Source organism: Bacillus piscicola, assembly GCF_022458745.1.
Classification (GTDB): Bacteria; Bacillota; Bacilli; order Bacillales; family Marinococcaceae; genus Alteribacillus_A; species Alteribacillus_A piscicola.
The window spans coordinates 20486-38380 of the sequence record NZ_JAJJJF010000006.1 but is presented as its reverse complement, the minus strand read 5'-3'; the positions used below and the strand labels follow the sequence as shown (position 1 = coordinate 38380).

The 17895-nt window shown below is 43.5% G+C and carries 17 protein-coding genes and 1 pseudogene; 7 read left to right on the top strand and 11 right to left on the bottom strand.

All coding sequences use genetic code 11. The features are described 5' to 3' along the window. Positions 1-31: 31 nt before the first annotated feature. Together LOR49_RS10940 and LOR49_RS10935 are read right to left on the bottom strand one after the other, a co-directional pair. Positions 32-691, bottom strand: coding sequence for a methionine ABC transporter permease (locus tag LOR49_RS10940; RefSeq protein ID WP_240376738.1), 660 nt, complete (start codon positions 689-691; stop codon positions 32-34). Then, positions 688-1710: a methionine ABC transporter ATP-binding protein gene (locus LOR49_RS10935; RefSeq protein WP_240376736.1), complete on the bottom strand. Its 1023-nt coding sequence runs from the start codon at positions 1708-1710 to the stop codon at positions 688-690. The genes LOR49_RS10940 and LOR49_RS10935 overlap by 4 nt, the downstream gene beginning before the upstream one ends. Positions 1711-1944: 234 nt before the next feature. On the opposite strand from LOR49_RS10935, the gene LOR49_RS10930 reads away from it, so the two are divergent. After that, the gene (locus tag LOR49_RS10930; RefSeq protein ID WP_240376734.1) at positions 1945-2796 is read left to right on the top strand and encodes a MetQ/NlpA family ABC transporter substrate-binding protein; all 852 of its coding nucleotides are present in this window, start codon (positions 1945-1947) and stop codon (positions 2794-2796) included. An 881-nt stretch (positions 2797-3677) separates the two neighbouring features. Here LOR49_RS10930 and LOR49_RS10925 read toward each other — a convergent pair. The 7 genes and pseudogenes from LOR49_RS10925 to LOR49_RS10895 all read right to left on the bottom strand — a co-directional run bounded on the left by LOR49_RS10925 (position 3678) and on the right by LOR49_RS10895 (position 10486). Then, positions 3678-4898 carry an ABC transporter substrate-binding protein gene (locus tag LOR49_RS10925; protein WP_240376730.1) on the bottom strand — a complete coding sequence of 407 codons (1221 nt, stop codon included), beginning with the start codon at positions 4896-4898 and terminating at the stop codon, positions 3678-3680. A 28-nt stretch (positions 4899-4926) separates the two neighbouring features. Further along, complete coding sequence (locus tag LOR49_RS10920; protein ID WP_240376728.1) at positions 4927-5667, bottom strand: ABC transporter ATP-binding protein; 741 nt, start codon at positions 5665-5667, stop codon at positions 4927-4929. After that, entirely contained in the window at positions 5664-6449 is a 786-nt protein-coding gene (locus LOR49_RS10915; protein ID WP_240376727.1) for an ABC transporter ATP-binding protein, read from the bottom strand. The genes LOR49_RS10920 and LOR49_RS10915 overlap by 4 nt, the downstream gene beginning before the upstream one ends. Positions 6450-6490: 41 nt before the next feature. Further along, on the bottom strand, positions 6491-7507 hold the full coding sequence (locus LOR49_RS10910; RefSeq protein WP_240376725.1) for a branched-chain amino acid ABC transporter permease: 1017 nt from the start codon (positions 7505-7507) through the stop codon (positions 6491-6493). Next, a complete protein-coding gene (locus LOR49_RS10905; RefSeq protein WP_240376723.1) occupies positions 7507-8385 on the bottom strand; it encodes a branched-chain amino acid ABC transporter permease in 879 nt (292 codons plus the stop codon). The genes LOR49_RS10910 and LOR49_RS10905 overlap by 1 nt, the downstream gene beginning before the upstream one ends. A 189-nt stretch (positions 8386-8574) precedes the next feature. Then, positions 8575-8856: pseudogene (locus LOR49_RS17725) on the bottom strand (3D domain-containing protein); the annotation flags it as partial. 439 nt (positions 8857-9295) lie between these two features. Next, positions 9296-10486, bottom strand: coding sequence for an MFS transporter (locus LOR49_RS10895; RefSeq protein ID WP_240376721.1), 1191 nt, complete (start codon positions 10484-10486; stop codon positions 9296-9298). 225 nt (positions 10487-10711) lie between these two features. On the opposite strand from LOR49_RS10895, the gene LOR49_RS10890 reads away from it, so the two are divergent. The 4 genes from LOR49_RS10890 (at position 10712) to mscL (ending at position 13163) form a co-directional block, all read left to right on the top strand. Next, on the top strand, positions 10712-10993 hold the full coding sequence (locus LOR49_RS10890; RefSeq protein WP_240376720.1) for a DUF2325 domain-containing protein: 282 nt from the start codon (positions 10712-10714) through the stop codon (positions 10991-10993). 547 nt (positions 10994-11540) lie between these two features. Further along, positions 11541-12137: a class I SAM-dependent methyltransferase gene (locus LOR49_RS10885; RefSeq protein ID WP_240376718.1), complete on the top strand. Its 597-nt coding sequence runs from the start codon at positions 11541-11543 to the stop codon at positions 12135-12137. 55 nt (positions 12138-12192) lie between these two features. Beyond that, a complete protein-coding gene (locus LOR49_RS10880; RefSeq protein WP_240376715.1) occupies positions 12193-12549 on the top strand; it encodes an IDEAL domain-containing protein in 357 nt (118 codons plus the stop codon). Between the two features lie 122 nt (positions 12550-12671). Next, complete coding sequence (gene mscL, locus LOR49_RS10875) at positions 12672-13163, top strand: large conductance mechanosensitive channel protein MscL (protein ID WP_240376713.1); 492 nt, start codon at positions 12672-12674, stop codon at positions 13161-13163. Between the two features lie 91 nt (positions 13164-13254). Here the strand turns inward: mscL and LOR49_RS10870 are convergent, their stop codons facing one another. Next, positions 13255-13497: a DNA alkylation repair protein gene (locus tag LOR49_RS10870; RefSeq protein ID WP_240376711.1), complete on the bottom strand. Its 243-nt coding sequence runs from the start codon at positions 13495-13497 to the stop codon at positions 13255-13257. A 418-nt stretch (positions 13498-13915) separates the two neighbouring features. Next, on the bottom strand, positions 13916-14935 hold the full coding sequence (gene thrC / locus LOR49_RS10865) for a threonine synthase (RefSeq protein ID WP_240376709.1): 1020 nt from the start codon (positions 14933-14935) through the stop codon (positions 13916-13918). A 196-nt stretch (positions 14936-15131) separates the two neighbouring features. Here thrC and LOR49_RS10860 point away from each other — a divergent pair, with 196 nt between their 5' ends. Together LOR49_RS10860 and LOR49_RS10855 are read left to right on the top strand one after the other, a co-directional pair. Further along, the gene (locus tag LOR49_RS10860; protein ID WP_240376707.1) at positions 15132-16250 is read left to right on the top strand and encodes a polysaccharide deacetylase family protein; all 1119 of its coding nucleotides are present in this window, start codon (positions 15132-15134) and stop codon (positions 16248-16250) included. A gap of 437 nt (positions 16251-16687) precedes the next feature. Then, the gene (locus LOR49_RS10855) at positions 16688-17890 is read left to right on the top strand and encodes a cation:proton antiporter (protein ID WP_240376705.1); all 1203 of its coding nucleotides are present in this window, start codon (positions 16688-16690) and stop codon (positions 17888-17890) included. Positions 17891-17895: the final 5 nt, after the last annotated feature.

Below are 17895 nucleotides of genomic sequence, written 5' to 3'. Positions count from 1 at the left end.
GTGCACAGAAAGGGAACTCACGTTGATTCTCTTAGCCGCGTCGGACTTTACGAGCGAGAACATTTCCTAATGATTGTATAACTTGCACGAAAACGACTAAGACTACAACCGTTGCGATGATTACAAATGTGTCAAAGCGCTGGTAGCCATAGACGATGGCCATATCACCAACGCCTCCTGCCCCCACAGCTCCGGCCATTGCGGTTGCCCCGATAAGCCCGATAGTCGCCGTAGTAAGACTTAAAATCAAAGACCCAAATGCTTCTGGCAGCAAAAAATAGCGAATCACTTGATATGGTGTTGCCCCCATTGCCTCCGCCGCTTCCATAATTCCCGGGTTTACCTCGAGAAGTGAATTTTCCACGAGCCGCCCTATATAAGGAGCAATATAAATCGTTAACGGAACGATGGCGGCACTAGTGCCAATAGACGTCTGAACAATTAATTTGGTCAGCGGAATAATCGCCACGAGTAAAATAATAAACGGAACCGATCTTACAATGTTTATAATAGGGTTCAACAGCCCATAAACCCATTTATTCTCGATAATTCCTCCTGGTCTCGTCACAACTACGAGAATGCCGAGCGGAATGCCAAGTACGGAACCGATGATAAGGGAAATACTAACCATTTGGATTGTTTGATAAATGGACAGCATAAATTGATCCATTGTAATCGTTGTCGATATCATGGGTACACCACCTCCTGTACTGCCACATCATTTCCCTCCAAAAATTGAATAACCTCTTTCGCCTTGGCACCTTCACCCTCTAATTGAACAATTAAGGTGACGAGCATCGCTCCCTGGATATCAGTGGTGTTGGCAAACAGAATATTCACTTTCACATGAAAGCGTTGAATCAACTTGCTAATTAACGGTTCCGACGAGCTCTGGTTTAAAAAATCAAGTTTCAAAAGTTTCGAGTTGCCGTCTTTTTGTATCGCCTGTTTTAAACTGTCCGGCACTTCATTTTTAATGACTGTCCGTACGAATGTTTCGGTTGTTGGGTGCTTAGGATTACCAAAAACTTCAATGACCGCTCCCTGCTCGATGATTTCTCCTTTTTCCATCACGGCGACTTTATCGCAAATTTGCTTCACCACTTCCATTTCATGGGTGATGATGACAACTGTTATGTTATATTCTTCATTTATCTTCTTTAGCAGCTTTAAAATCGAATCGGTCGTCTGCGGGTCTAAAGCGGAAGTCGCCTCATCACATAGTAAGATGGTTGGGTTAGAAGCAAGAGCACGGGCAATACCGACGCGCTGCTTTTGTCCACCTGACAGTTCATTCGGATACTGCTTTGCCTTATCCTCAAGACCGACGAATGCTAGTAATTCATACACCCGTTTTTCGATCACTTGCTTCTTTTCTTTTAATAACACAAGCGGCAAGGCCACATTATCGAACACTGTTTTCGACTCAAGCAAGTTAAAATGCTGAAAAATCATCCCGATCTGTTTTTTCTTCGCCCGTAATTCAGATACCGAATAAGAGGCTAAATCTACCCCTTCAATGAGCACTTGGCCTTCTGTCGGCTCCTCCAAGTAATTAATAAGCCGGACTAACGTGCTCTTCCCTGCACCGCTGTAGCCAATCACCCCATAAATGTCACCCTTTTCAACCTGTAAGTCGACATTCCTTAAAGCAGTAACTGCCGCACCTTTTTTGTTATATATTTTCGTTATATCCCGCAATTCAATCATGGCTCTCCCCTTCTATTCTTTCATTCCTGGCAGTGCCTATATAAAAAATCATAGTAAACTAATAAGAATTATTTATTTAATTATGTTAGCTTTTCTTTTTCTTTCTGTCAATCCTTTATCCGCCCATTTTACCGGGAAAGGAGATTAAAAATTTAATTGACGAACGTTTACTTCGGTGCTAATATTTTATTAATCCAATTAGAAAACTATGAATTGAAGGGAAGGAGATAAATAATGAGAAAAATAGGGTTGATCCTTTTAACTGGACTGCTGTTTATCATTTCAGCATGCGGTAATAGCGGTGGAGAAGAAGTTTCCGAGCAAGGAATAGAAGGGGATGAAGCTAAAAAAGAAATGACGATGGGGTTTGGCGTAGGCACCTATGAGGAGCAGTTTAGAAAAGGGATTCTGCCAATTTTGGAGGAACAAGGATATACCGTTGATATCAAAACATTTTCTCAAAACATGCAGGTGAATCCGGCCATGGATGAAGGGGCCATTGATGCGAGTGTGTTCCAAAGTACAGCTTACATGGAAGGGATCAATACGGAGTTAAATACGAATATGGCTCGTCTCGCTTTCGCTCCCGGTGCCCCCCAAGGACTATATTCCACGCGCCACTCTTCCTTAGATGAAGTAGAAGACGGCACAACCGTCGCTTTCCCAAATGACCCGGTAAACCAGGAACGTGCCGCGCGTATTCTTGAGGAACTAGGGTGGATTACCATTGATGAGGATGCCGGCACTACGGACTTTAACGTGAACAGTATTCATCCTGGCGACTATGATATTCAGGTGGAAATCCTAGATCCGGCACAAATTCTCGTGTCACTTGATGACGTTGATTACGGGGTCGTGAATGGCAACTACATCGCGAATTCAGGCCGAAAAATTACGGAAGCACTAAAAATTGAAAATACACCTGAAGAACATCGCATCATTGTCTCCATTAACGAAAAAGACCTTGACTCCCAGTGGGCAAAAGATTTAAAAGCCGCTTATGAGTCACCGGAGTTTGAAGAGTATATTAACAGCGAGGGCAAATACGACGGCTTCATTTTACCAGAAGCTTGGGAAAACAATTAAGAACGCAACCGCAGAGACCCGTTGCTGATTTATTCAGCGAGCGGGTTTTTTTGCTATTCAATCCTTTTTTATCCTCGACTACTAAACCAGTATCCTCGCAATCAAAGGGGGAAGTCGCTACGGTATCACTATTTCCACAGAAGCCTGTTTTCACGACTTCATTCACCCCCTATGACGTCGTTATTTTCTCGCACACGCTTTTTCACGACTTCATTCACCCCCTATGACGTCGCTGTTTTCTCGCATACGCTTTTTCACGACTTCATCCACCACCTATGACGTCGCTGTTTTCTCGCATACGCTTTTTCACGACTTCATTCACCACCTATGACGTCGTTATTTTCTCGCATACGCTTTTTCACGACTTCATCCACCCTCTATGACGTCGCTGTTTCCTCGCATACGCTTTTTCACGACTTCATCCACCCCCTATGACGTCGCTGTTTTCTCACATACGCTTTTTCACGACTTCATCCACCCCCTATGACGTCGCTGTTTCCTCGCATACGCTTTTTCACGACTTCATCCACCCTCTATGACGTCGTTATTTTCTCGCACACGCTTTTTCACGACTTCATTCACCCTCTATGACGTCGCTGTTTCCTCGCATACGCTTTTTCACGACTTCATTCACCCTCTATGACGTCGCTGTTTCCTCGCATACGCTTTTTCACGACTTCATCCACCCTCTATGACGTCGCTGTTTCCTCGCATACGCTTTTTCACGACTTCATTCACCTTCAATGGCGCCGTGATTTACTAATTGACCTTTTTTCTCTGAGCATCGGGTAACCTATCATTCTCGGATCAAGCTGACACCCTTCTTTAATTTCATAAAAAAAGACCCGGGTTGCATTCCCGAGCCTCTCCCTGCTACTATTTTAGTTATCTTCCATCAGTACCCACTCTCCGTCTTTTACCGTGGCGACGACAAGGCTGTCTGCCTCTAGTCCGTTGTGATCTTCAGAAGAGAGATTGAACACGCCAGTTGTACCAACCCAGTTACTAATCTCATTTTCCAAATAATCACGGATCGAGGCACGATCGGTTGCGCCATTTTTAAGTGCTTCAACAGCAAGCATTAAGTTATCATACCCATAGGAACCGAAGTTAGTTGGTTCACTATCGAATGTTGCTACGTAATCTTCATAATACGTATTCAAAACATCATACTGTGTATCACCTTCTGGAATTTGGTCAGGGAATAAAGCCTTCCCAGTCGGAATAACGACCCCTTCTGCGCCCTCTCCCGCTAACTCAATAAACTTTTGGTTGGCGATGCCATGACTGCCGATAAACGGCATGTCAAATCCTAATGAATCAAGATTACTTGCAATAATGGCCGGTCCGGGATTGGTACCCCAGACAATGAGTGCTTCTGCACCGGAACTATTGATATTGGTCAGCTGGGTACTCATATCAGGATCTTGCGTATTGTAGCTCTCCTTCGCAGTAATCTCGATGTTGTACTCTCCTGATAGATTTTCCAGCTGCTCAAGACCAGTCGTTCCAAATGCATTCGAATCCGTTAATAATCCTACTTTGCTGATGTTTTCATCGTTTAAATACATATAAATACGCTCGACCGCTAATCGGTCAGACTGCGGTGTTTTAAAAATCCACTTGGAATCTTCCACCGGTTCTACCACCTGAGCCGCCGCTGCCGCAGAGATCATAGGGACTTCATTCTGCATCGCCACCCCTTTCATCGCCAAGCTTTCAGTCGTTCCTGATGAACCAAGTACTGCGAGGACATTTTCGTCATTGATAAGACGGTTGATTTCCTGAACTGCTTTTTCCTGGCTTGATTCATCGTCCGCTAATACCACCCGGAGTGGCACACCGTTAATTCCACCTTCTTCATTAATTTGTTCCACTAACATTTCAGTCGTATTCCATTCCGGTTCACCGAGCGGACTGTTCGGACCCGTTTTCGAGTAAATAGCACCGAGTACATACTCTTCTGCATCCTTTTCAGCTTCAGCGCTTTCCGGGCTGTCTCCCTCATTGCCGGTTTCTTCACTAGTCCCGCTGTCTCCTCCACAGGCTCCAAGCACTACAGCCGCCAACATCAACAGAAAAACTAGTAAACCTTTTTTCATTTTCGTAACCCCCCTGCAAGTTTGGTTGTTACACACTTTGACCGAGATATGCTTCCTTTATTTCTTTATCATTACGTAACTCAGATGCGCTTCCACTTTTGACAATCTCTCCGTGAGAAATGACGTAACCGCGGTCGGCAATTCGCAGTGATGAAACGACATTCTGCTCTACTAAGAGAACAGTTGTCTCGAATTCATTCCGCAGGTCGGCGACAAGACCAAGCACTTCCTGCGCAATAATTGGCGCTAATCCGAGTGTTGGTTCATCAAGGAGAAGAAGGGATGGTTTCGCCATCACACCACGTGCAATCGCCAGCATTTGCTGCTGTCCGCCTGACAACGTTCCTGCCAGCTGTTCTTTCCTTTCTTTCAAAATCGGGAAAAAGGAAAAAACCTTTTCCATTTCCGTTTCTACTGCTTTTGCCCCGGTTTTGCGGTAGTGGTGATACGCTCCTAATGTTAAATTATCTAAGACAGACAGCGTAGGAAACACTTGCCGGTGTTCCGGAACATGAATCAGATGCTTTGCTGCCACTTCTTCGGCTTCTTGTCCTATCATCTCCACTCCCCTGTAGATAATCGTGCCGTCGTCAGGGGTTATCAATCCAGAAAGCGTTTGCAAAAGCGTTGTCTTTCCCGCCCCGTTTGCACCAAGCAGGGCGACAATTTCTCCTTTTTCAACGTGCATAGAGACATGTCGGAGTGCCTGAATAGCCCCATAACTAACAGATAAGTCCCTGGTTTCTAAAATGACTTGTTCGTTTTTCATGCACCTCCCCCCTGCTTTACCTCTTCCATTTCCTCTGCTCCCAAGTAAGCCGTAATGACCTGTTGGTTACCCTGTATTTCCTGCGGTGTTCCTTCTGCTATTTTTTCACCTTGATCTAGAACGATCACCTTGTCACAAATAGACATCACCAGATCCATATCATGCTCTACCACAAAGACGGTAATCCCTTGTTCTCTTATTTTCTGGATTAGCTTGCTCATGTCTTTAGACTCTTTTTGATTCAACCCCGCTGCAATTTCATCGAGCAACAGCAGTTCAGGGTTCACGGCTAATGCTCTTGCCAGTTCAAGAAGCCGCAGATCTCCGAGCGCGAGATTCCCGGCTTGTTGATCTAAAACCTTTTCAAGCCCGACAAAATGAATACATTCTAACGCACTCTCATAGGCCTTTCTCTCTTCATCTTTGGCACTTGGTAACTTAAGTGCGGCTTTCAACATTCCTGTTTTAGTGCGAATATGACGACCAATCATGACATTTTCCACAACCGTCATACGTTTAAAGATCTGTAGATTTTGAAATGTACGCGAAATTCCGAGTGGCGCCATTTCGTTCGTAGACTTCTTTTCAATATTCAGGTCGCGAAAAATAATTTCCCCTTTTGTCGGTGGAAAAATAGCAGATATCATGTTAAACATCGTACTTTTCCCTGCCCCATTTGGCCCGATAAGCCCGACAATTTCTCCTTTCCCAACCGAAAAATTGACTTCTTTGTTCGCTACCACCCCTCCGAAGGTTTTTGTTACATTTTTTACTTGCAGCATCACGCTTCACCTCACTCTTGTGAAATCCTGCTGTTTCAACTTCAACTTGCCTTTGTCTGCTCTATGTTCTTTCTAAACCGTTGCTTCATTATCCTCGTAAACCAGCCGGCAATTGGTGGAAACAACCCCCTCGGTGTAAAGACGATGACCAATATGAGAATCAACCCGTAGACGACGTGTTCAAAGTCACTCGTGATAAATGGGACGGTTTCTCCTAATTCATGTACAATAATGCGAATGACGGTAATAAGTACAGTACCAAAGACTGCTCCCCACACACTGCTGCTTCCACCAAGTACTACCATCGTCAGGAACATAATAGAGGCGTCTAACGTAAAGGAACCCGGAGAAATACTATAGCTCATATGGGCAAATAACCAGCCAGCCACTCCTGCCAATATAGCACTTAAGACAAATATCTGTGTCTTATACTTTCCTGTGTTGACCCCCATCGCGCTTGCTGCTATTTCACTGTCATGAATAGAACGAAGGGCCCGGCCGACATGAGAATGCACAATATTTAGACAAATGACGATAGCAACGATTGCAAATGTCCACACAAAATAGTAATATGGCAATCCTTGTGACAGCGACATTCCGAATAATTGAATCTGCGGTATCCCGTACAATCCAGAAGCCCCTAACGTCACCCCGCGCCATTCTACGAGCACTCCGTGAATAATGATACCAAAAGCAAGGGTTGCCATTGCCAAATAGTAGCCGCTTAGCCGTGCCATCGTATATCCCATCACGTATGCAAGGAGAGCTGGTATCAAGATAGAAAATAACAGGCCCAGCCACGGACTTAGCCCATAAGAGGTCGTCAAAACAGCTGTGGCGTAAGCACCTACTCCGTAAAACGCTGCCTGGCCAAGAGAAATCTGCCCGGCATAACCCATTAAAAGACCGAGCCCCAATGCAACAATGACATAAATACCAGTAAAAGTTGCTTGGCTTAACAAGAAGGACTGGGTAATGACAAAAGGGAAGATTAGAACAATTCCTACAAAAATAGCCACTCCCGTCCACTTAGTCTGCTGCACCCCTGGAAGCTTCATTACAGTCCTCCCTTTCCAACGTTTTTTTCACCTAGAATGCCGCTTGGACGGATGAGGAGAATGAGCAAAATGGCTGTAAAAGCAATAGCATCTTTCAAGCCTGAACTAATGTAGCCGGCTCCGTATGACTCCAAGAATCCAATAATCAAACCACCTGCAACCGCACCAGGTGCACTGCCGAGACCACCGAGGATGGCTGCGGAAAAGCCTTTAATACCCAGCATGACCCCCATATCGTAAGCAGGAAATAAGATTGGCGCCACAGCAAGTCCCGCAAGTGCACCAAGCCCTGCACTTAAGGTAAAAGAAAAGGAAGACATCCGGGCCGGACTGATTCCCATCAACCTTGCCGCTGGCGGGTTAGCCGAACAGGCTTGAAACGCTTTGCCGACAATCGTTTTATCGATAAGTATATAGAGGAAAATAACAACTAAAAGCATAATAAACACAACCCACATACTCTGCGGCGTAATGGATGCTGGACCAATATTGATTGACTGATTTGATGAAAAAGCAGGTATCCGCACTTGGCCTTTTCCCCATACGACGCTTGCAACACCCCTTATAAATATAGCGATTCCGATGGTTAAGATGATCAGGCTTATCGGATCCGCCCCTTTAGCTCTCCGAATGATGGTCCACTCCACCAGCCAGCCAATTATCATAACCAAAATAAGGGTTAGTAAAAATGAAATCCAATAGTTGATTCCTATGTTTAAAAACGTAAACATAATCATGCCACCAAGCATGACAAACTCTCCTTGAGCGAGGTTGATCACTTTCGTAACACTATAAATAGTGACAAAACCAAGTGCTACAATGGCATAAATGCTCCCAATCGTTAACCCTGTTACCGAAAACTGCAAAAATTCTCCCATTGTTGCTTTATCCCTCCTCGGCTTTAAGTTACGATTTTTGTTATGACGTAAAATAAACGACAGTAGTTTTAATAAAATACTATACGTTTTAATTCTGAAAGTCAATAATTTTTAGATAACTATATGTATAAAAAAACGAAGCTCACATAAAAAACCTGCCTGGAATCGATCAGGCAGGTATCTCTTCTTCTATTCGAGAATTTTAATTTTTACTTGTTTTCGTCCCCAGCGCAAGGCGGAACTGCGGTCTTTAAAAAATACGTCAATTTTGTTTCCGCGGATGGCACCCCCGGTATCGCCGGCAATGGCAGTGCCGTAACCTTCCACGTGTACTTTAGTTCCTAATGGAATAACATTCGGGTCCACTGCGATAACTTTCTGATTAGGGTTCGCTTTTAAATTAATACCGGTAGCTGTAATTCCGGAACAGCCTCGGCAATTAGCCGTGTAAGCTGTCGATGAAACAGTCAGTTCCCGGATTGCCTTTTGTTCCGATGAAGGTTTGTCCGATGCAGAATTAACACGGGCCGCCCCACTTTCAGAAAGCTGAAGAGTCTGACCGGGATAAATAAGATTGGATGAGAGGTCATTAATCGATTTAAGTTCTTTCACTGACATATCATGATGTAAGGAAATACGGTACAGCGTATCTCCGCTTTTTACTGTATATGTATTGCTTGCAGCATCAGCTTCTTCCATAGCCGTTCCTAGTAAAATGGCGATTGCTAAACTAGCAACCGTTAGTAACTTCTTCAAAAAATCAACTCCCTTTTTGTAATCCACAGTCACTTTAACATAGAAAGATTACAAGAATATATCAGACCCTTTCCCATCCTATTACAACTAGAATCCGTTATGTTACAAACGTTTCCCACGATAAAAAAGACAGGCTCTCTCGCCTGCCTTCTTTCTATTGATCTATCTCCCTAGTAAGTTTCGTGCTGTTCTCTTTTTCTGTGTTCATTTCCTTGTATCGGCGTCTCTGCCGATATCCATACGTAATAGTACGTACTAGTTCATCGTTTTCAAGTCCTGCTCCCATCGCGCCGGCTACCGTCGCCACCGATGCTGCCAGCCAAGCCAGCTTAACGTAGTCGACTATCGTGGCTGATTCTTTTAACCCTGCTTCTTCAGCAAACAACTCTGGCGGGACAAAAATAGAAACCATCCCAAAGAATAGAATCACTAAGACAATATAATAAAACATTACCGCTATGCTAAGAGTTGAGAGAGTAGCTGTATTATACAGCCGTCGTAGTTTCTTTTTGCTTTTAGCCGTCCGTTTTTCCCACAAGCCATGCGCGATCGTCACCCATACAACCATGCTGAAAAGGGAAACTGCTGTCAAACCAAGGAGACGTGGAAGTGCAAACGCTGCGCTTAACTTCCACAACGTAGGGAAAATCAGCCCATACGCTCCCGTTGCAAAAGCGATGGCTATTACATTTTTAAAGGATGGAAAAACCGTCCACGGCCGATTTGCATGCGTCATTCCCAACAAAATGCGCAGACGTCCATTCATACGCGGAATAACAATATAACGAACATCTACTTTCTCATCTTTACGTATAAATTTCGTTTTTCGTATCGAGGAAAATTTCCGAGTCTTCTCCTGTTTAAAGCCATAGTAATGGACTTGTTTTTTTTCTTTGTGAGACATGTCTTTTCCCTGCATGGAATTCTGATTGGCGCCTTTTATATCCGAAAAACCTTTATACAATTCACTTAACAGTTCGATGATCGTATTACATATTCTATTTTTCATTGGAACCGAACCAAAAGCCGGCAGCGACACTTGGGCTACCCTTTCCTCGTAGTTGGCATCTGCTAACACGATGTCTTTGCCTGTAAAAATCGGCAGATCCGTCAAACAGATGGCATAATGCCAGTTTTTCTGCTTCCTGCGCATGATCGCTTCATCAATAATATCATTAACATTTTCCGCTGCCCCAGTAAGCGGATCTACCAATATATCTACATTCCAAGAGACTTGATCGTCAATGTATTTGGAAAAATAGTCAGGAAATTTATCTAATAAATCACGTGCGATGCTTTCTGGCAATTCTGGTGCCGGAATAATGCCAACTCTTATTTCCTGCACAACAATGACCTCCTGATACAATGCCACCTATTTCTGCATTTATGAGGATACCCTCCTATATTATCTTTAAACATGTCTCTGTTTTATCACGACAGCATTTTTTAAACACTTGACAATGAAAATGATTATCATTTACAATAAAAACCAAACAACTGAGAACGGTTTTCATTTGATTTCATTATTAGCTTGTCCGATACTAATTTAAAGAAAACGGAGGAGAAAAATATGCGTTCACTTCTTGTCGTAGGTGCTGATCATTTAGGACTGATTCCTAATAAACTCTCTGCTGTTGGCTTTGATAAGATCTTACATATGGATGGAAGGAAGGCACAAAAGATTAAAAAAAATATCCCCTCTGACATTACCTGCATTCTTGTATTAACGGATTATGTCAATCATAATCTTGCCAAGTCAATAAAAGAACGAGCGAAAGACGAATCAATTCCGATTTACTACGCAAAACGATCATGGTGTTCCATCTACCAAGCGATGAAGTATGCGGTTTAAGCACGAATAAGAATGAAAAGGGGGAGCATCACTCCGTTCATCACACTCGTCTTCCTTCCCGAAGAAATCTAACGGATTATCAATGCGAAATGATGGTATGAAGAATAAATTGCGCTGAGCGGACCGGACACTTGCAAAGCCAGACGGTCTTCAAATAGAAACGAAGAAGTCATCCAGTTGTATACTCACCTGCTTACTGTATTTTCACAGGATGCCTTCGGAAAGGTACCAATACAGATTGATATTTATACCTTGCTGGACGGAGAGCACTATACGTGCTTCCCCCTGAATAAAGATGTAGTAAAAGGTAGATCTTATTTAAAAAGCATGGTTAGGAATCATCGGTGGCTGATTGACAGTCCTTCCTCTCCCCACTTCTTAACATAAAAGTCCGCACCTTACATAAAGGGTCGGAAGGTGAAATACACGAATATAAAGCAGAAACTGTCGTCGTCAATTGATCTCTTGCCTAATGAGAGGATTACTGTCATTGTAGTGATAACAAAAACTGGGCTCTATGAAAAAGTTCAATAAGGAGTTGTTCATTTTGTCTAACCATTGGAACGATCGTTTTTCTGCGGAGGAGTATGTATATGGAGAAGTGCCGAATGTATTTGTTAAAGAGCAGGCTCACTTTCTAAGAGGAAACAAGAAGATTGCTGCTTTTGCGGAAGGAGAGGGGCGGAATGCCGTCTATTTAGCGCAGCATAATCATGAGGTAACCACATTTGACTTCGCGGAAAACGGTTTACAAAAAACAAAAAAACTCGCCAATCGTTTTAATGTAGAAGTTGAAACGATTCAAACCGATCTTATTCATGACTCTCTCCCAGTGGAAAAGTTTGACGGTGCGATCATGGTCTTCGGCCACTTTTTGAAGAAAGACCAAAAGACCGTCCTTGATAAAATCATTGCCAGTGTCAAAAGCGGTGGCACCATTATGTTTGAAGTCTACTCTGAAGACCAGCTCCGCTATCTTACGGGCGGACCTAAGGTAAAAGAAATGCTTTATCATCCTAACGATGTGCTATCATGGGTATATGACTACAACGTCCTTCACTTTTTTTACGGAGAACAAGAAAGAGTAGAAGGGTTATTGCATACTGGAAAAGGGCATGTCATTCAAGTGATTATTCAGAAATAACACTATCAGCCGAGCTTCCGGTTTATATTTACCATCGGTTACGGAGGGAATTATCATGCACTCCTATTTTACTGTCGTTCACCCATCTCCTACGGATATCCATTATGTAAAAAATGAGCAGGAGAGAGTTTTCTCTTTAAAACGGGGAGACCAATTGCAAATAACGGACCAAGGCTTTTATATTGAAGGAAAAGGCTGGTTTATTTCCACAATAATTAACGGAGCTGTCCGAGTGTTCGTTTCATTTCACGATATCGAGAACTGTTTGGAGCGCAGAATCATGATGAATGCAGCAGACATGGAGATGAAGCGCAGCGTTTGGAATGAACAGATCGACCAGGCGCTCGAGGAAAAGAACAAAGAATGGTTTCGTTTTATTGCAAGGAAATTGGCCAGCCTGAAATCGTGTTAAGGCCGTAGGAACACCTTTCTAGGGTCTTTACGTTTAGAATCTTCGAAATGCATTTCGTATCCCTACTCCTTTTCATAGTCCTGGCTGCTTCTCATAGAATAGAAGTAAAAGGAGTGGACGACATGGGATTATTTCACGAGTTTCGCCAATTTGCCGTAAAAGGCAGTGCGATTGATATCGGAGTAGGGATGGTGTTAGGAGCAGCCTTCAGCAACTTTATGGATTCTCTCGTCAAAGACTTACTGCTCCCGCCAATCGGATTGTTATACTCTAAAATGAACGTAGAGAATTTACATATCAGCTTAACCGGCGAGACGTACCCTTCTCTTGCCGAAGCAAAGGAAGCCGGCGTGGCCACGATTAATTATGGTCTTTTTCTTACGACATCCGTACGCTTTCTCATCATTTTATTTGCTGTATTTCTCGTCGTCAGGCAAATCAACCGCTGGAAAAAGCCGCATTTGCATCCGCTCGAGGCCATGAGTAAGAAAGAATGTCCGTATTGCTGCCTGCCGATCCCATCGCAAGCTGTAATTTGTCCTAACTGTTCCTCCGCATTAAAGCAACAGAAAGAAATCCGGAAACAGCCGCCTCCGCGCTTGCGAGTTAAATAATCCTGTTTTAGGTACAGAGCATCCTTCCCTACCAACAATTTGTTAGAGTAGGCATGATGAATGAATTGCTTCAGAGGGTTGCCTTTTAAGATTATTTATCTGCAAATTTAATAAACATAAGTTCATTTTCTATCAGTCCGCAGACCGCACATTGGATCCTCCGTTCGGGACCTTGATAAAGCGTATGGAGCGGTCCTGGGTCCTCCGAGTTCTCAAAGCGTTCCATCACCTCTCCTGTCTGCGGATCCAGTTTTACCGCATGGGCCGTCTGTTCAATAATATTGAACCTGGACCGGTTCGTTTTACAATTAGGACAGCAATACCGAGTACTCATCGGAAACCTCCTTTCAATTGATTTCCCTTATAGTACCCAGTGTCACTCCTATTTATGAACAATTCCCCTATTGCTTCCGTTTTCAGGAAAGTATGGGTTTATTCCTCCCTAATGTCTTTCTCTAATGTGGCAAGCCTGCTATTGAGTAAACCCAACAGGTATTCACATTCCTCTATCTCGAAGGTATTATTCGCCTTCCGAAACCACTTCAAACAAAACAGCACATGTTCCCGCCATTGATATAACTCAGATTCATTGCAGCGCAGCACCCGCTCTCGAACATCTTCCCTGTGCATCTCTCTTAACCCTTTCATATATGAAAATATTCCAAGACTGGAATAGCTGTGACTGGACTCCACTTTATATCAGAGGAGTTAATCAAACGTTTGTTTAATAAAAAAGCTTAGCAAGTTTATGATTACTTTTTCAAGCCAGTTCCGCATAATGCCAGCACAACTACTTCCTTTTCATTAATATGAATGTCACGGTGTTTTTTGTAAGCGGCATACGTAGCGGCAGTTGTCGGTTCGACGTAAAAACCTTTTCCGGCGAGCCCAGCTTGTGCGGTTGCAATGTCTTCTTCGGGGGCGGTGACGATGGTCCCACCTGTTGCTTTCACCGCTTCTATAATTTGATCCCCTCTTTCCGGGTTGGCGATGGCAATTCCCTCTGCTTGTGTCCCTGTGTTTTCAACCGGACGTACCTGCCTGTTGTCCTTGAATGCAGCAGCAATCGGAGAACACGGCTCTGCCTGGACAGCAATAATCCGTGGCATTTTATCCGCTGCTCCTGCCTCCACTAGATTCTTAAACCCAATATAAGCTCCTAACACAAGAGTACCATTGCCAACCGGTAAAACTACGGTATCCGGTACTTGATACTGAAGCTGTTCCCAGATTTCAAAAGCGAATGTTTTCGTTCCTTCTAGGAAAAACGGATTGTACACGTGACTGGCGTAAAATATCTTTTCCCTGTCTACTGCTACTTTCGCTGCTTCGGCTGTCTCTTCTCTTGTACCCGGAATTTTATGCAAGTACGCACCATGCATCTTAATTTGGGATAACTTTTTCTCCGAAATCGCCGCCGGAACATAAATATGACAAGGAATGCCGGCTCGTGCACTGTACGCGGCAATGGCCGTACCTGCATTACCACTGCTATCGGCCAACACGGCAGAAACTCCAAGTTCTTTTGCCTTTGCGATTAACACCGCAGCCCCTCTGTCTTTAAAAGACCCGGTCGGCATTAGATAATCCAATTTCAATAAAAAACGGGGCTCGCCTCGTTCGAAGCGTACAAGCGGTGTCATTCCTTCCCCGAGCGTAACCGATGAATAAATATTGGTTTTCTCAAAGGGTAATGCTTCCAGGTAACGCCACATCGATGCCTCTCGTTCCTTTATGATATCAATCGGAAACGATACGTGGTACGGCTTCATGTTAAAAATTCCTTCCTCAGGCCTCCACCTGTGAGCATGAGGCAGATACTCTTCCCCCTTTACGGAACCTATAAAACGATAAGCAATAATCCATCCCCCCTCTTTCGCTTCTCTTCTCTCATAAATAATTTTGTCAAAACTAGGATAACCTAAATTTTACAACACATTATTTCTTTCCAAAAGGGTGAGCCTGTTCATGAGTAATAATAAAAAGATATCTTCTAGAAAGCGTGGACTTTTAATGAAAAAAGTGGCAGTTGCTGTTATTTTCCTTTTCCTGATTAACTTGTCGGCTGCCGGAACAGCAATTGGCGCGAAGGAACCCGAGTTAGCAAAGGGGTCTGTTTTCATAGACAATCAACCGACAAAAACAGAGTACCTCTTGCAAGATGGCCACTTGCTCGTCCCTGCTTTGTTTTTCAAACATACTGGTGTTCTAGTTGATGAAAGTAACAAATATCATTCCATAATTTTTCGAAGTGGTAATGTCAAATTTGCCATACCTATCGGAAAATCGTACGCGGATCATTATGTTGGCACGAAAGCGTGGAAACGATCTAACCTTTCTACCAAAACCATTGAAAAAAATGGGAAGGTATTCGTGCCCCTTGTCGACGTAGGTAAAAAACTTGACATGGAGGTAACGTATAACTCGAAAACGTCACAAACTTTCGTAACAACGAACATCCCGAAACCTCCAAAGGGGATAAGCAAAGGAAGTTCCGACAAAAAATTGGTCGCACTCACTTTTGACGACGGTCCTGATGACTACTTCACACCAAAAATTTTAGATATCCTTAAAAAGAAAGATGTAAAAGCGACTTTTTTTGTCATGGGAAAACATGTAACCGAGTTCCCGGATATGATGAAGCGCATTGTTAAGGAAGGACACGCGATTGGCAACCATACACAAAATCATCCTTTATTGCCAAACAAAATGTCTGCCGATGTCTATCAGGAAATCGCCTCCACACAAACCGCACTGGAGAAAACAGTAGGGCTTAAACCAGATATCTTCCGCCCTCCATACGGAGCAATCACAAAGACCGATGCCTGGATTCTGCATAAAATGGGGTTAAGAGCCATTACATGGTCAGTTGACTCGGAAGACTGGGAAGGAAAAACGGCGGAAGAAATCGTAACTACTGTAAACCGTGAGATTTCCCCCGGTGGCATCATTTTGCAGCATAACTTCCCTTCGAAAGATCGGCAGATACTGGCAGGATCGGTAAAATCACTTCCTGACATTATCGATGATTTACGGGAAAAAGGGTACCAATTCGTTACGGTACAGACCCTTCTCGATCAAGGCTAGTCTCAAACGAGTCAGGACTATTATCAGTCCTGACTCGTTTTGTTCTCGCAAACCATATGAACGAGGGGATTACCTTAGTGAATCGTAAAAAAATTATTCAAGAACAACATCCATTATCCGCGATCCAAATTCCTCATCTTCTCAAAAAAAACAGAGGAACAGTCAGCTACTAAGAAAGAATAAAAAGAAATGTAAAAAAGAAAAAAATACGCTGCCCAGCATAACGACACAGGAAGAACAACTTGTCTCTTTGGAAGTCATGGAAGAGGAGCTCTCTAAGGTAAACCCGAGGTATCCGGTTATTCGTGGAATGCTTTCTAATTTTCAAGAACTTATCACCATTGAAAAATATATTGACGACGTTTTGGCAATCCTAAAAACAAAATAGTAGCTGTGTTTTCTATTATCATTATGTTCCTGAATAAAGGTGGACTTTTATGGAATTAACGTTAGTTGTAATCGGTATCATTTTATTTATTGGGATGTTCTCGCAGTGGTATTCATGGCGCCGGGGATTGCCTGCCATTGTTGTCATGACAATCACAGGGGTACTGTTGGGCCCAGGCTTAAACCTCCTTCGTCCTGAAGAAATTTTCGGTCCGGTTTTGGAACCCTTAATTTCTATGGCAGTTGCGATCATTTTGTTTGAGGGAAGTCTAAGTTTAGAACGTAGAGAAATTTTTCATTTTCAGAAACCAGTGCGGCGAATGGTAACGATCGTCCCTTTGCTTTCTTGGGTTTTCTCTGCTGCAGCGACCCACTATATCATCGGTCTCACCTGGGTAACGGCATTTGTCATTGGCGGTTTATTTGTAGTCACAGGGCCTACCGTGATCGGGCCGCTTCTACGTCAATCTAAACTTCAGGAGCGCCCGGCAGCCTTGCTTCGTTGGGAAGGCATTATGGTTGACCCTATTGGTCCATTATTCGCCCTTCTCGCTTTTCAAATCGGACTGGTTGTAGCAGGTGTGACCGAATCAGCTTATCTTTTTTTATTTTTCTTAGCGGCTGCGATTGCTTTGATAAGTGGTTACTTTGTTGGTTTTCTAATGGGATATGTCTTCCAAAAAGAATTAATCCCGCAATACATGCAGACTTCCTTGATGTTTGCCGTTGTTGTTCTCAGTTTCAGCATCTCTGATATGCTGATGCCGGAAAGTGGTCTATTAACAGTTACGGCCATGGGACTTGCTCTTGCGAATATGGGAATAGATGATCACATCTTGAAAAACATCCGCCATTTTAAAGAAAATATATCTGTTCTGTTGGTCTCGTCTGTGTTTATTATTTTGGCTGCCTCTATAACGAGAGAGGAGCTTATCGGAATGCTTGATATCCGCCTCGTCGGGTTCGTGCTTGTGATGATTTTTGTTATTCGGCCGTTAACTGTCTCTTTAGCACTGACTAACACAGGGCTTCCAGTCCGTGAAAAAGCGTTAATTGCGTGGATTGCTCCCCGGGGTATTGTGGCAATGACAGTGAGCAGCTATTTTCAGTCCGCTTTGTTGCAAGCCGGCTTTTCCGATGCAGTCTTAATAGTGCCCATCACACTTGCCTTAATCTTCACCACCGTAAGCATTCACGGTTTTACAATGACTCCATTAGCAAAACGATTAAGGCTGACACAGAATGAGACTTAATACCT